We start from the raw sequence: 14,286 nt of genomic DNA, 5'->3' as shown, positions 1-14,286 counted from the left end.
ATAGGCTCTTTTAGCTAAAACTTTATTAACTTCCTAAAATCCTTTGTATATGGGAAAATGAGGGGCTAATATTGGCACAAAATATCGCTTCTAACGCCATTTTGCACTCCTTGCTTTCTTCTTTATAACCCTTACTTTGAGCACAGAGCAGAGCCATTTGCGTAGCCTTTAAAGCTAAGTTTGCAAAGGCTATTTTTAGCCTTAAAATAGCTTTAAACCTGCTCTTTGTAGGATTTTTGGCTAACCTTAAAGCCCTATCATAAAGCACCTGCCTTTTATCCTCTAACGTTTTGGCAATGTGTGGTTGATGTTTCTCTAAACTCTGTAAAGCCCCACAAGTCACCCCCGCACTTAAAGCCACTTGAAGTAAGACAAAGCCCGGAGCTACTTTAGCAGCAAAGGAGCTTGCAGAAAGACTTAACACATCACTAAAGGGCAAGCAATAATCCTTAAAAACTACACTCTTTGTAGCACTCCCTTTAAATGCGCAAAACTCATCTCTATCTTTAAGTCTAAGCTCACAACACCTTGCTAAGCCCATAATATGCCCAGATTTAGCCATTGCTATAAAGGCAAAAATACTTACATTGCGCCCTTGCTCTAATGCTCCTAAATTTGAGACATAAGGCAGTGTGCCATTGATAATATACCCCTTGCTATCCCCTTTAGCGCGGAGTTTATTTGCTTCAATCCCTGCAAAGCTTTTAAGCGCATTTGATAATCCACTCCCGCCTAGAATCTCCCCATAAGCTATTTGCCTAAAAAGTGGCTTATCCCCATAATGGCTATGTAATAAATAGTAGTTTAACACTAGTTGTGCCCATACGCAAAAGCCTGTATTCACACAAGTTTTTGAGATTAAAGCGATGTTATTAAATGCCTCTACAAAGCCCTTTTGCCCCTCTTTATAAAAGCTCGCATAAAGCCCTAAATCCCCTAGCTCTTTTAGAATCTTATAGGGGTATAATCCCCTTTGAATCTCCCTCCCCAAAGAGCTAAGTTTTAGAAGTGTTAGCTCAAGTGTTTTATCGATTGATACTTTCATTAATTGACACCGATACAGCTTTTTCTAATGTATTAGCCACAGGGGAGTATTTTTTGGCATGAGCAATAAGCTCTTTTTCACGCTCCTTACTCGCATTAGATTCTAAATCCACTTTAACTCTAATGGCACTAAAGCCTAAAGGTTTGTCTTGGCTTAAATCTCCGCTTCCCCATACTGAAGTGATATTAATATCCGCTTCAAGCTTTAGCTCAAGCTTATAAATCACTATATCATTAGCTACAGCATTAGCGTGAATCCCCACAGCTAAGCAAGACCCAAGTGCGGCTAGCAGTGCCTCGCTTGGGTTTGGCGCGCTATCCTCGCCTAAAAGTGTCGGCGGCTCATCGACTATATAAGCTGGGAGATTGCGAATATAATTGGCATGTCTAAACTTCCCCTCAGCTATGGTTTTACACTTCAATGTTTTTATGGCATTGGGGTTTGCCTTGCCTTGCTTAATGAGCTCATCTAAGCCACTTTTACTGATAGGCTCTAGCCTTGTGCAAGAAGTTTGTGCTACTTTCATTTTAATCCTTTGTGTTAGATTCTAGTTAATACTAGGGCTTTTATAACCGCGATGATAAAAGCTCTAGTATCAAATGCTATACTCTAGCCCCAAAGTGCCATATGATATGAGGTTTGCAATTTCTCTTTTGAGATTTAAAAACTCTAAAGAATCTCTTAGTGTTTTATCAAGTTTTATGCTTACTTGCGTGGTTTTAGCACCCTCTTGTAAAACAACAACCCTTGAAGCTAGAAAAATGGCTTCTTCAATATCATGCGTTACAAAAATCATTGTGGTTTTAAGCTGATGAGAGATATGTAAAAGCTCATTTTGTAAAGCCTCTTTTGTAAAGGAATCTAATGCAGAAAAGGGCTCATCTAAAAGCAAAATATCAGGCTTCACGCTTAAAGCCCGAGCCAAAGCCACCCTTTGAGCTTGCCCTCCGCTCAAAGTATGAGGAAAGGCACTCTCAAAGCCTTGCAAATGCACAAGATTTAGATAATATCTCGCCTCTTGCTTAGCTTCCTTTGTGCTTAAACCCTTTGCCCTAAGCCCAAAGGCTACATTATCAAGCGCATTACTCCAAGGCAAAAGCGCGTAATCTTGCGCAATCTTCACACAGCCCCGCACCCTCACCCTTTCTTTAAACTCTCTCCCCGCTATGCTCACACACCCACTATCAAAAGACTCAAACCCCCCGATGATATTAAGCAAAGTGCTCTTACCACAGCCACTTTTACCGCATAAGGCGACAAACTCCCCCTGCCCGACACTCAACGATAAATCTTTTAAAATCTCCTTGCCCTCAAAGTTTTTGCTTATGTGCTCTATCTGTATCATACCCCCTCCCCCAGTCTCTTTAGGATAAGCTTCTCCAAAAAGCTAAAAATAAGGTGGATTCCAAAGCCTAAAATCCCTATGAAAAACATAGATAGAATTATCATATCTGTGCGTATGAGGTTTCTCCCATCAATGATTAAATACCCAAGCCCACTTTGTATGCCTAGCATTTCTCCCGCTACCAAATGTATCCACGCTATGCTTGCGGCGAGCTTTAGCCCACTTGCAATATACACAAAAGCCCCGGGTAAGATGATTTTTACAAATATCAAGCCTTCTTTTGCGCCAAAGTTATGTGCCATGGCTAAAAGTGCCTTGTCTATGTTTCTCACTCCACTTATGCTAAGCAAAAGCACAGGGAAAAACACAGCATAAACAATCACAAAAATGCACCCGAGCTCACCAATGCCAAAGAAAAAGACAATGATAGGCAGCCACGCAATGGGGGAAATCGGGCGCAAAAGCTGGATAAATGGCTCTAAGGCTAACTCTAAGCGCACAAATCGCCCTAAAATAAGCCCTACAATAATCCCCATACATGAGCCTACACTCAAGCCCACAATAAACCTCGAGAGTGAAAGAGCAATAGCACTTTGCAAAACCCCACTAGAGCTAAGCTCCAAAAAACACTCCCACACCACACTTAAAGGAGGGATAGCCCCGCCCAGCTCATAGCTTTGCCTCACTCCGCTTAAAAACTCCCAATACAGCAAGAAGCAAACAAGCAAAATGAGCGAAACAAACCGCGGAAAGAGAGCTTTCATGGCAAAAACTCATCTATAAATGAATTATCTACAAAGTCTTCATAAGAAATGGTGATTTTTTCATCGACCTTGTATGTTTTCATATCAGCTAATGTATGCTTAATATCAGCTGATTCAAGCTTGAGATGCTTATACACCACCCGCTCATTTATGGCAAGCAAGTTTTCAATAAGTGCGGGTTTCTGCCCTAAAAAGGCAGAAGAGAGCTTAGCTGCACCTTTTGTATCACTATTAATAAATGCCGCACTTGAGAGAAAATCTCTCACCAAAGCAAAAACTTCTTGTGTGCGATCTTTTAGCACTTGATTATGAAAGCTTAAAACACAGCAAATGTGATTATTAATAATATCTTTAGAGAGGATAAATACATCGCCCAAAGACGCATTTTGTGCCGCGATACAAAAGGGCTCTGCCACGATAAAAGCATCTATATTTGAGCTTTGCAGGGCGAAAAGCATTTCGGGAGGAGCCATATCTACAAGCTTCACATCATTTATGCTGAGATTCCCCAAAGCCAAAAGATTGCAAAGTAGGAGATAATGCGTAGAAAATCTACTAGGAATAGCGATTTTAAGCCCCTTGAGATTTGCAATTTCTTTATTATGTAATATGCCTTTTTTCACTACTAATGCACTGCCATTGCGATGAGCTGCTAAGAGGGCTTTAATATCAAGCCCGCTTGCCCTAAGTCGTAGTGCAAGAGGCGTAAGAATAAAAGCCCCATCGATAGATTTGCTTCGCAAAGCCTCACTTAAATCCGCCCAAGAAGCAAACTTCACAGGTGTGAATGCTGCATTCCTATAGGCTTTAGCGATGATAAGCAAATGGTCTGTGATAGGCAAATAGCCAATCTTTATAGCACCTTTAGAATCTTTGAAAATCTGTGGCTCTACCCCCCACACATAAGGGCTAAAGCCCGCAAGCAAAGCTGCTTTATAAGAAAGATGTAAATAATCTCGTCTGTCCATTCCCCCAACTCCTTATTTTCATATACTTTTATTGTTATTCCAAATTTAGAATGTAGATTGTTCTTAAGTTTCTCTTAAACTTATGGGCAGAATCATAGCCAATATTTTACATATTTTTTAAATTACAATATGTATTTTAATATATTTGTATTTTTGTGCTACTTTTTTACCCAATTTTGGGCTTGCTATACGTTGGTTAGGAGCGAAAATTGAAAGTGAAGTAAGGCATAAGGGAATCGCTAGAACATTCGCCATTTTGTCGCCTCTTGCGGGAGGGCAAAGCCTGAGCGAAGAATCTCTCATAACACTCTAGTAACTCGAATAGAGATTCTTCGGGTCGCTTTGCTCTCTTTAGATGTGATAATTTTTGCTGTCGCTTAGAGTTTGGGCAGATTCTACACCTCAAAAAGGGTTTAGAATGACAAAGTGGAGAGTTTGCTAGAGCATTCAAAAGAGGATTCTCAAGGGCTTGATAGCCTACATTTTAGATATTTTAGATTATAATATTTACCTATTTTTAGAATTTTTATATGGAGTTAAGGCAATGGCAGCGATTAAAAAGGTGGTTTTAGCATATAGCGGTGGGCTTGATACAAGTGTGATACTCAAATGGCTAGGAGATAATTATCATTGTGAAGTGGTAACATTTACTGCAGATATTGGGCAGGGTGAAGAGGTAGAGAGTGCGCGAGAGAAAGCACTCAAGCTCGGCATAAAGAGTGAAAATATTTTTATTGAAGATTTAAGGGAAGAGTTTATATCAGATTTTGTTTTCCCTATGTTTCGGGCGAATACCATATATGAGGGGGAATATTTGCTTGGCACCTCCATAGCGCGCCCTTTGATTGCTAAAAGGCTTGTAGAGATTGCTAAAAGTGTAGGGGCTGATGCTATCGCTCATGGGGCTACGGGTAAGGGAAATGACCAAGTGCGATTTGAGCTAGGGGCTTATGCACTGAATCCAAATATTAAAGTAATTGCCCCTTGGAGAGAGTGGGATTTAAATAGTAGAGAGAAGCTCCTCTCTTATGCGGAATCTGCGGGTATTAGCATTGATAAAAAGCCCAATAAATCGCCTTATTCTATGGACGCAAATTTGCTGCATATTAGCTATGAGGGGCAGATATTAGAAGACCCAAATGCTGAGCCAGAGGAAGATATGTGGCGTTGGAGTACCTCACCTATGAATGCCCCCAATGAGCCAGAGAGTATAAGCATTACTTTTGAAAAAGGCGATGGCATAGCCATAAATGGAGCAAGTCTTAGCCCCGCACAATTTTGGCATAAGCTTAATCTCTTGGGCGCAAAGCATGGCATAGGGCGGCTAGATTTAGTGGAAAACCGCTATGTGGGTATGAAATCACGGGGTTGCTATGAAACGCCCGGGGGGAGCATTTACCTCAAAGCCCATCGCGCTATAGAATCCCTCTGCCTTGATAGAGAGGAGGCACATTTAAAAGATTCTATCATGCCTAAATTCGCTGAGCTTATTTATAATGGCTATTGGTTTAGCCCGGAGAGAGAGGCGCTGCAGGCTTTGATTGATAAAACACAAGAGAGAGTAAGCGGGGTTGTGCGCTTAAAGCTCTATAAGGGTAATGTTATTGTTGTGGGGAGAAGTTCGCCTCATTCACTTTTCAACCCTGCATATAGCACATTTGAGGAAGATGCTGTATATGATCAAAAGGACGCTGCAGGGTTTATTAAACTCAATGCCTTGCGCTTTATCATCGCGGGTAAAACTCGGGGCTAAGTGCTTTTAAAGCACATTGTAAAGTTTAGCATTATAGAATGTCGCTTTTGTTTGGGTTGCTTTGAGGGCGGCTTAATGTATTTTAAGGGAGAAATATATGGCAGAAGTTATTACCATCACTTCAGGTAAGGGAGGCGTGGGGAAATCCACAGCTACAGCAAATTTAAGCGTGGGGCTTGCTATGCACTTAAGCGATAAGAAGGTAGTAGCGGTGGATTTTGACATAGGCTTGCGGAATCTTGATATGCTCCTTGGGCTAGAAAATCGCATAGTCTATGATGTGATTGATATTATGGAGGGTAAATGCAATCTCTCTCAAGCCTTGATTAATCATAAAAAAACCAAAAATCTCTACTTTCTCCCTGCTTCACAGACAAAAGATAAAACGATCCTTGATAAAGACAAAGTAGGCAAGCTGATTGCAGAGCTTAAAGCAGAGTTTGATTATATTTTGATTGATTCTCCTGCGGGGATTGAGGGGGGCTTTGAACATGCGATACTTTATGCTGATAGGGCTCTTATTGTGGTAACGCCTGAAGTAAGCTCTGTGCGCGATAGTGATAGGGTGATAGGCATTATTGATGCCAAATCTTTAAGGGCGCAAAATAAGCAAGAGGTGCAAAAGCATATTATCATTAATCGTATTAAGCCAGAGCTGATTAAAAAGGGCGAAATGCTAAGTGTTGAAGATGTGCTTAGCATACTTGCCCTGCCACTTATTGGGATTATCCCAGAGGATAGTAAAATCGTAAGTGCGACTAATACAGGCGAGCCTGTCATCTACACACAAGCCCCGAGTGCGAAAGCCTATATGCGTATTGCAAGGAGAATCTTAGGCGAAGATGTGGAGTTTGAATCTTTTGAGAATGATGGCGTTATGGCAGCCTTAAGAAGGATATTTAAATGAATTTATTTGGATTTAACTCAAACAAGAGTGCTTCAAAGGCTAAGGAGCGTCTTACATTAGTTTTATCCCATGAACGTAGTGCCAATATCCCTTATTTAGAAGATATGAAAAAGGAAATTTTGCAAGTAGTGCAGAAATATACCAAAGCAAGTGATATTTATTTTACTACCAATAGCAATCAGCATATTAATACCCTTGAAGTGCAAATCACTCTAGGCAATAAATAGGACATATAGAGTGAGGGGTTTTTGTATATTCATATGTATGCTATGCCATACTATGGCAGATTCTCTTGTGCATTTTGATAATGCTAATGCGACAAAGATAAGCGATCACCCCTTTGTTTATGGCTTGGGTAGAGTGTTTTTTCATTATGATAATTTTATTGTTTTAGATAAAGATGAGCCAAAGAGCGAAGATGTTAAACCCCAAACTCTCAAATCTTTAAAACCTTTAAAATCTTCTTCACAAAAGCCCAAAGTGCTTTTAATTATGGATGATATTTCTACCTTAGAGCAGATTCAAAAGCTAGAGAAGCTTAAACTTAATGTAATACCCTCACTTTTCCCTAAAACCAAGCATACGGCGATAACCCCCGAGCTTGCACAAGATTTAGAGAAAAAGGAGAGGGCATTTATGCTCCATTTGCCGCTTGAAGCATTGCAATTTGCACAAAGCCAGCTTGCACCTATTAAAGTAGGCACTCAAAAATCCCTCCTAAGGCAGAGGCTAGCAGATATTAAGGCAGATTTCCCCTCTCTTGTATATATTAATAATCACACAGGAAGTAAATTTACACAAAGTTATGATGATATGCGTAATCTTTTAGAGATATTTGATGAGTTGGGGTTAAAGTTTATCGATAGTGTTACTATCGCCCAGAGTGCAAGTGAGCGTATAGCTAAGGAGCAAAATAGGCTTATTATGGCACGTGATGTGTTTTTAGATAATCAAACAAGTGTGGGTTATATTAAGGCTCAATTAAAGGAACTTATTGCTAAGGCAAAAAATAAGGGCTATGCCATTGGCATTTGCCACCCGCATAATAATACCTTTAAAGCGCTTCATCAGATGAGCTCCCAGCTTAATGCCTCCGTGGAGTTGCTCTCTCCACAAGAGTTAGAATCTTATCTCTTAGGCAGTGAGACTTTACACTATGTGCGCGCACCCTTTAAACCATAATGCCAGCATTTGATTTCCCTAAAACACTTTCCCTTGCAGAGCTTCCCCAAGCCTTGCAGGAGCTACCCAATCCTCCAAAGGAATTATTTGTTTGTGGGGATCAGAGCTTGCTTTCTATTGTCCCTAAGGTTGCCATTGTGGGCACGAGGAAGCCTAATCCTTACACGAAGTCCTTAGTGGCTAGCCTTGCAGCTAAAATTAGTAGATGTGGGGGTGTGGTTGTAAGTGGAGGGGCGTTAGGTGTGGATATTATCGCCCATAGCTATGCCTTTCCGCGCACGATTATGCTTTCGCCATCAAGCCTTGATATTATCTATCCTAAAAGTAATGCCAAGATGATTGCACAAATGATGAGGGAGGCGTTAGTGATGAGTGAATATGAGCGTGGGTATCAGCCACATCACTATAGCTTTTTAGAGCGCAATCGCCTTGTGATCGCTCTAAGTGATTATGTGGTGATACCCCAAGCAGATAAGATGAGTGGCTCAATGCAGAGTGCGAGAATCGCCAGAGAACTTCGAAAGCCGCTTTTTGTCTTCCCTCATCGTTTGGGCGAGAGTGAGGGTACGCAAATGCTTTTAAGCCAGCAACGTGCGCAAGGTATTTATAATATAAATGACTTTGTGGAATCTACGCTTAAGCTGAAAGTAGGGCATGATGATGAGTTTTTGGCATTTTGTGCGAGTAACCCTAGCTTTGAAGAAGTGTATGAGCGATTTGGCGAGAAAGTTTATGAATACGAGCTTATGGGGAAAATAGCAAGGGAAGGTAGTAATATCGTGGTGCTGTAGCTATGAATATACTTGCTTGTGATGTGGGGTTAAAACATATAGGGCTAGCAGTGTATATGCATGGCATTATTTTGCCTTTAGAGGCGATTATACGCATTAATCGCAACCAAGCTGCTAGAGATTTAGATAAATTGCTCAAAGAGCGGGAGATAGAGAGGCTTGTAGTGGGCTTACCTAGTGGCGGATGGGCAAGGCATGAAGAGGGGCAAAGGCGCATAAGGCATTTTATCTCATTGCTATGCTTTGAGGGGGAGATTATTTTTATAGATGAAGACTATACAAGTATTGAAGCCTTAGAATCTTTAGGGTATATGAAAGTCAAAACCCGGGCTAGGGCACAAAAAAATGGCATGATAGATTCTTTAAGTGCCTGCATTATTTTAGAACGATATATAGAATCTTATCTTTCCTAATATATAATGGCTACAAGCCTCTTAACATACTTTTGTTTTCATATAGTATGTTATATATCTCTATATTTTTAGTCAATATTTATCATAAAGGAAAGTTATGCCAAGAAGTAGAACACCCAAAAAAACCATACAAAAAATCCTTGATATTTCACTCAAGCTTTTTAATACACATGGCTTTGTGGAAGTTAAAATGCAAGATATTGTCGATAAGCTCGCCGCACAAGGCTTAAGTAAGGGGGCGATTTATCATCATTTTAGGAATAAAGAAGAGATTTTAGAAGAGATTTTGGCGCGCTATGAGCATGAGATAAATAATATCTCACATATTGGGCTTTATTCAAGTAATAGCAGAGATAAGCTTAAGGGGATTATTTTGCGGCATTTTAGCCTAATTATCGCACATAAGGTGTTTATACGGAATTCAAGGGAGATTTTTGGCTCTTCTTTGGCGCTTGCTTATCGCTTGAGGCATAATACTCATATCTGCCCGATTTTGGAATCTATCATCGAAGAGGGAAATGCCGATGCGTCCTTAAATGTAGCCTATCCTAAGGCGGCAAGTGAAATGCTTTTTTGGGCTATGTATGTGTGGCTTGATAATGTGCTCTATCCCCTGCAACAAAATGAATATATACACAAACTGCGGCATTTGCGGATTATGTGCGAGGGGGTCGGGCTTAGCTTAATTGATGAGGATTTTAATATGAAAGCTTTGGAAGTTTGGCGGGAGCTTATGCTTTAATCTCATTATTTAGGAATATTTTCTTTTCAGTGCCGGGGGCGTGTATAATTGCTTCTTTAAAGTAAGAATAAAGGAGCAAATATGGAAAAACACAAGAAAATATTGTGGAAGCTTCGCTTGTAGCGAGCAATTGGGATGGTAAAGTCCCTCAAGAATCTTTAGAGTTACTCAAAGCAAGGCTTGCTAAAATAGAAGACAAACAGAAAATTGCAAGTTTTGGAATGCTACAACTCAAAAGCCCTGTTATAGGCTTGATACTAGGATTTATATTTGGTGGCTTGGGTGTAGATAGATACTATAAGGGTGATATTGGGCTAGGCATAGCGAAATTTTTATCTTGCTTTATCTTGCTTGGCTTGATTTGGACAATTGTAGATTTTTTCCTTGTATGGAAAGGCATAAAACGCGATAATTTTGAGAAGATTAATAATCAACTGCTGCTCTGCAATGTATAGAGAACAAAAGCAATAGCACCTTTATAAAGCACTAATCTTTATAGTATTTAAATTGTGCTTTTAGCATTAAGTTTTTTTGACTATTTCATTCTCTGTGCATATTCGGGTTATCGCAAAATATTAAGCAGGGGGGTTAAAAGCAAGCTTAAGCCTTATGCAAACTCTTAAGTTTGCTTGGGCGGGTGCCCACAAGGCTTAATGAATATTAAAATGCTCTGTGCATTATTTTATGGCATTAATAGCGTTTTCGTAATTGGGTTCATTTGTGATTTCAGACACGATTTCTTTATAGATAAGCTTACCTTGTGGATCTATGACAAAAACAGCGCGTGTCAAAAGCCCTTCCAAAGGCGAGTCGCCAAGTACTACTCCATAAGCCTCACCAAATGCCTTGCTTTTAAAATCACTTAAGGCTAGCACATTTTTAATCCCTTCAGTTGAGCAGAATCTCCCTTGTGCAAAGGGTAAATCTAAAGAGATGACAAACACTTCAGTATTAGCTAAGCTTGCTGCCTTTTGATTAAAGGTTCTTGTTTGTGTCGCGCATACACCGGTATCAAGTGAGGGGACGACATTAATAATCTGATATTTCCCACTCGCCCCGCCAACAGATTTAGGGCTTAAATCACCCGCTACTAACTCCACTTTAGGAGCATTATCACCTATCTTTGCTTCTTTGCCTTTTAAGCTCACAGGAGCGCCTTTAAAAGTAACCATCTTTTATCCTTTCATATGTGTTGTAAAATGTTTCTTGTAGAAATAAAAGTGAAATTTCATACAATCGCGGAATCCTAGCCTAGATTATCAAACATATAAGAAAGGATTTGAGTAAATGCTCATATATGGTTTAGGATTATGTGGGTGTTGCTTTTGGGGGATTGCAGAGATTGCATTGTGGGGATATATGAGCTTTGAATCCTTATTTCCCTTGTGTAGTGGGTTTGGCTTGTTGCCACATTAAGCCTTTTGCAAAAAGGGTAATGAGAGAGAGTAAGCCCAAACATCTCTGTTTGGATTTCAACCTCTTGCCGCTCTTGTGTTTGGGCGTGAGCGGAGATGAGGAGTTTCCTTTAGAATCTTTAGTGTATTTTGAAAGAGATTCTTTGCTTGCTTTGCAAGCAAGAGCCGACAAAGCAATTTCTTTGCGTGTTAGCACTTTAAGCGAGTCTATTCAGCTCCCCTTGTGCCTGCTAGCTAAATATATAAAGCTCCTTAGCTTCTTTAAGCAGTGAAATGTATGCTCACTATAAAACTCACAGCAAGCCCTGCTTCTTACTTACTCATTTTCTCGCACATTTTTTCACAATGGGGCTTTAGCCTTAAAGATATGGCATAAAGATAGCAGATATTTTTAGGGCTTAAAATCACTACCCCCTGACATCAAGCAAGGATTCCTTATACTCATAAAGCGGGCTTAGGGATTTCTCTAGGGTGATTGAAGCTACATTAAAGCCCACTAAGAGCTCAAGGTGTTTTTCTAAAAGGATTTTTGTGCTCTCATAAAGCACCTTTATGCTTAAATGCTTATGAGGTAGGCTAATCTCGCCCTCTATAATTCCAAGAAGTGGCATTATCGCACTAAAGCGGACTTTGTTTGTGGCTATTTTTTTTATCTGCAGGACTTCATTTTTCTCACCAATCACAAGGCTAAGCACACCATTTTTAAGCCCTAAAAGGAGATTCCCTAAAAATATAAATTCCTCCTTGCTTTTTGCCTCTGCGAGTTTAGCACTCAAAAATTCTTTAAATCCCTCAAATATATCACTCTCTTTGCCTAATTCTTGCAAATCCTGCAAAGAAAATTGAAGTGGTGCGTGGGAAAACATCTCAATAATTTTAGGTTGGGGGATAAGGTTTTTTAATGTGATATGCCCTAGAGAGCTTTTAGCCATTTCTGCCCAATAGCGCTCGCCTATTTGCAGGGCTTTATGACTTTTAGTCTCAATTTTTTGCGCTCCCACTTGCAAGAGATAGGTATCACCTTTAAGTTTAGCAATAACCTTAATAAGCAAGGGTAGCTGTGCATTATAAAGTTTAGGGGTTTGGGTGTGTTTTAGGGCATGAGAGATTTTCTCTAAAGCTTTAAGCATAGAGTCTCCTTAAGCCTGTATGAGCCCTTGCAGGGCTTGTGCTATACCTAAAGCCACTTCAAATTTACTCCCCTCTATGGTTTGTGTGTCTGATTTTGTGATGAGTTTTATGCTATTGCACTCACTGCCAAAGGGATTTTGCTCATTAATGACATTTAAGCACACCATTTCACAGCCTTTGCTTTCTAGCATCGCTTGTGCGTGCTTTAAGGCGTGTGTTTCATCAAGCTCTGCTTTAAAGCCTACCTTATAGGCAAGGTGTTTAGGGATTTGAGCGAGAATATCCTTTGTCTGATAGCAGGGGAGCATAAGTGTTTTACCCACTTGCTCCTTTTTGAGCTTGCCTGTTTGTATATGCGGGGCATAGTCTGCAAGAGCTGCTGCCATAAGCAAGATAGGCTTTTTATCCGTCTTACTAAGCTTCTCTAGCTCGCTATGGATCGCTTGGTCAAAAGATTCTAAACTTTGGGTGTGAATGCGCTTTATGGCTAAGGGGAGCTTTATAGGAAATGCACTAGAGATAAAGCACACTTCCGCTCCAAGCGCATAAAATGCCAGCGCTAAAGCACTTGCTTGCTTGCCACTGCTATGGTTAGAAATATAGCGCACCTGATCAATGCCCTCTTTTGAGCCCCCTCCGGTAATAAGCACTGGTCTTTTTGCCCAAAATGAATGCACAAGGAATGCCTTAGCAAGAGCAAATATAATCTCATCTAGTTCTGCTAATGCCCCGCTCCCTTGCTCTCCACATACAAGCAAATCAGCACGTGGAGGGATAATTTCATAGCCCATTTGTGCCAATGTGGCGATATTGTTTTGAGTTTGTGGGGCTTCTAGCATAGCCGTATTCATCGCAGGAGCGAGAATTTTGGGGGCATTTGAGGCTAAGATTGCGCTTAAAAGTACAGAATCTGCTATCCCACAAGCAAGTTTAGCGATACTATTAGCACTCGCTGGGGCTATAAGCACTACATCTGCCCATTTTGCATAGCTAATATGATTGGCTACTTCGCCTGCTTCACTTGCCCAGCTTTGGGTAGATTCACTTAGCACAATATTACGACTAAGGGCTTCAAAACTTAGGGGATTGACAAATTTGCACGCCTCTTGGCTCATTATGACTTTGATATGCGCACCACATTTATAAAGATGAGAAATGCAATCAAGCATTTTATATACAGCGATACTTCCAGTGATACAAATAAGGATTTTTTTATGAGTGAATATATGGTGCATACGCTCTCCTTAACTCTATATTAAGAGTTTGCTAGATTCTAAAAATCTAGCAAAGAAAAGCTTATTTTGAGGTTATTTTGTGAGGTCTTTAATGAATCTATCAGCGAGATAAGGACCATCATCTTTAAGTCCAATAAGCTTGATTTTATCGACTATCCCGCGGAAAAGTGCTTCCTCTTCATGTTGCTCACTTACATACCATTGCAAGAAGTTGAAAGTAGAGTAGTCCTTATTTTTAAGCGTGAAATCCACAAGCTCATTGATAGATTGTGTGATTTTTTGCTCATGGGCATAAGTTTTTTCAAACACATCAAGCAAGCCTTTAAAGTCTGATTCTGGAGCAGCTACTTGTGCGATATTCACCTTAGAATCTGTTTCATTAAGGTAGGTTATCAAACGTTTAGCATGCCCGCTTTCTTCATCAGCGTGTTGAAATAAAAACAATCCCGCACCATCAAAGCTATTTTCATAGCACCAAGAGCTCATACTTAAGTAGAGATTTGCTGCATACATTTCTTTTGCGATTTGCTCATTGAGCAATTTGATAATTTCTTTTGAAATCATTTTGTGTCCTTTAATGAGAATTTAAAAACAA

Annotated in this window: 19 protein-coding genes; 9 read left to right on the top strand and 10 right to left on the bottom strand. The window is 40.1% G+C overall.

Features of this window, described 5'->3' with window-relative positions; genetic code table 11:
- Positions 1–25: 25 nt before the first annotated feature.
- The 6 genes from CQA63_RS03770 to CQA63_RS09720 form a co-directional block, all read right to left on the bottom strand.
- On the bottom strand, positions 26–1,045 hold the full coding sequence (locus CQA63_RS03770; protein ID WP_104699587.1) for an acyl-CoA/acyl-ACP dehydrogenase: 1,020 nt from the start codon (positions 1,043–1,045) through the stop codon (positions 26–28).
- On the bottom strand, positions 1,026–1,571 hold the full coding sequence (locus CQA63_RS03765; protein WP_104699586.1) for an OsmC family protein: 546 nt from the start codon (positions 1,569–1,571) through the stop codon (positions 1,026–1,028). The genes CQA63_RS03770 and CQA63_RS03765 overlap by 20 nt, the downstream gene beginning before the upstream one ends.
- Before the next feature lie 69 nt (positions 1,572–1,640).
- Entirely contained in the window at positions 1,641–2,390 is a 750-nt protein-coding gene (locus CQA63_RS03760) for an ABC transporter ATP-binding protein (protein ID WP_104699585.1), read from the bottom strand.
- The gene (locus tag CQA63_RS03755) at positions 2,387–3,154 is read right to left on the bottom strand and encodes an ABC transporter permease (protein WP_104699584.1); all 768 of its coding nucleotides are present in this window, start codon (positions 3,152–3,154) and stop codon (positions 2,387–2,389) included. The genes CQA63_RS03760 and CQA63_RS03755 overlap by 4 nt, the downstream gene beginning before the upstream one ends.
- Positions 3,151–4,122, bottom strand: a complete 972-nt coding sequence (locus CQA63_RS03750; RefSeq protein WP_104699583.1) for an ABC transporter substrate-binding protein — start codon at positions 4,120–4,122, stop codon at positions 3,151–3,153. Before CQA63_RS03750 ends, CQA63_RS03755 begins: the two co-directional genes overlap by 4 nt.
- 117 nt (positions 4,123–4,239) lie before the next feature.
- A complete protein-coding gene (locus tag CQA63_RS09720) occupies positions 4,240–4,377 on the bottom strand; it encodes a hypothetical protein (RefSeq protein WP_158655444.1) in 138 nt (45 codons plus the stop codon).
- A 289-nt stretch (positions 4,378–4,666) separates the two neighbouring features.
- On the opposite strand from CQA63_RS09720, the gene CQA63_RS03745 reads away from it, so the two are divergent.
- The 8 genes from CQA63_RS03745 to CQA63_RS03710 all read left to right on the top strand — a co-directional run bounded on the left by CQA63_RS03745 (position 4,667) and on the right by CQA63_RS03710 (position 10,365).
- Complete coding sequence (locus CQA63_RS03745) at positions 4,667–5,875, top strand: argininosuccinate synthase (RefSeq protein ID WP_104699607.1); 1,209 nt, start codon at positions 4,667–4,669, stop codon at positions 5,873–5,875.
- Between the two features lie 97 nt (positions 5,876–5,972).
- A complete protein-coding gene (gene minD, locus CQA63_RS03740) occupies positions 5,973–6,782 on the top strand; it encodes a septum site-determining protein MinD (protein WP_104699582.1) in 810 nt (269 codons plus the stop codon).
- Positions 6,779–7,009 (top strand): cell division topological specificity factor MinE, encoded by a 231-nt coding sequence (minE, locus tag CQA63_RS03735; RefSeq protein WP_104699581.1) that lies wholly within the window; start codon positions 6,779–6,781, stop codon positions 7,007–7,009. Before minD ends, minE begins: the two co-directional genes overlap by 4 nt.
- A 10-nt stretch (positions 7,010–7,019) precedes the next feature.
- Entirely contained in the window at positions 7,020–7,964 is a 945-nt protein-coding gene (locus tag CQA63_RS03730; RefSeq protein WP_233706571.1) for a divergent polysaccharide deacetylase family protein, read from the top strand.
- Complete coding sequence (locus tag CQA63_RS03725) at positions 7,964–8,755, top strand: DNA-processing protein DprA (protein ID WP_104699579.1); 792 nt, start codon at positions 7,964–7,966, stop codon at positions 8,753–8,755. The genes CQA63_RS03730 and CQA63_RS03725 overlap by 1 nt, the downstream gene beginning before the upstream one ends.
- A gap of 2 nt (positions 8,756–8,757) precedes the next feature.
- A complete protein-coding gene (gene ruvX, locus CQA63_RS03720; RefSeq protein ID WP_104699578.1) occupies positions 8,758–9,168 on the top strand; it encodes a Holliday junction resolvase RuvX in 411 nt (136 codons plus the stop codon).
- Positions 9,169–9,265: 97 nt separating this feature from the next.
- A complete protein-coding gene (locus CQA63_RS03715; RefSeq protein ID WP_104699577.1) occupies positions 9,266–9,910 on the top strand; it encodes a TetR/AcrR family transcriptional regulator in 645 nt (214 codons plus the stop codon).
- Positions 9,911–10,014: 104 nt separating this feature from the next.
- Positions 10,015–10,365, top strand: coding sequence for a TM2 domain-containing protein (locus CQA63_RS03710; protein ID WP_233706570.1), 351 nt, complete (start codon positions 10,015–10,017; stop codon positions 10,363–10,365).
- 222 nt (positions 10,366–10,587) lie between these two features.
- Here CQA63_RS03710 and tpx read toward each other — a convergent pair whose 3' ends face one another.
- Entirely contained in the window at positions 10,588–11,082 is a 495-nt protein-coding gene (gene tpx, locus CQA63_RS03705; RefSeq protein ID WP_104699576.1) for a thiol peroxidase, read from the bottom strand.
- Between the two features lie 263 nt (positions 11,083–11,345).
- Between tpx and CQA63_RS03700 the strand changes: the two genes are divergently transcribed.
- On the top strand, positions 11,346–11,597 hold the full coding sequence (locus CQA63_RS03700; protein ID WP_104699575.1) for a hypothetical protein: 252 nt from the start codon (positions 11,346–11,348) through the stop codon (positions 11,595–11,597).
- A 135-nt stretch (positions 11,598–11,732) separates the two neighbouring features.
- Here CQA63_RS03700 and CQA63_RS03695 read toward each other — a convergent pair whose 3' ends face one another.
- The 3 genes from CQA63_RS03695 to CQA63_RS03685 all read right to left on the bottom strand — a co-directional run bounded on the left by CQA63_RS03695 (position 11,733) and on the right by CQA63_RS03685 (position 14,255).
- Positions 11,733–12,455, bottom strand: a complete 723-nt coding sequence (locus tag CQA63_RS03695; RefSeq protein ID WP_104699574.1) for a hypothetical protein — start codon at positions 12,453–12,455, stop codon at positions 11,733–11,735.
- Positions 12,456–12,464: 9 nt separating this feature from the next.
- Positions 12,465–13,691, bottom strand: a complete 1,227-nt coding sequence (gene coaBC / locus CQA63_RS03690; protein WP_104699573.1) for a bifunctional phosphopantothenoylcysteine decarboxylase/phosphopantothenate--cysteine ligase CoaBC — start codon at positions 13,689–13,691, stop codon at positions 12,465–12,467.
- Positions 13,692–13,763: 72 nt separating this feature from the next.
- Entirely contained in the window at positions 13,764–14,255 is a 492-nt protein-coding gene (locus CQA63_RS03685) for a ferritin (RefSeq protein ID WP_104699572.1), read from the bottom strand.
- Positions 14,256–14,286: the final 31 nt, after the last annotated feature.

The organism is Helicobacter marmotae (assembly GCF_003364255.1).
Taxonomy (GTDB): domain Bacteria; phylum Campylobacterota; class Campylobacteria; order Campylobacterales; family Helicobacteraceae; genus Helicobacter_C; species Helicobacter_C marmotae.
The sequence above is the reverse complement of the archived record's forward strand: the minus strand, read 5'-3'. Positions and strand labels throughout refer to the sequence as shown.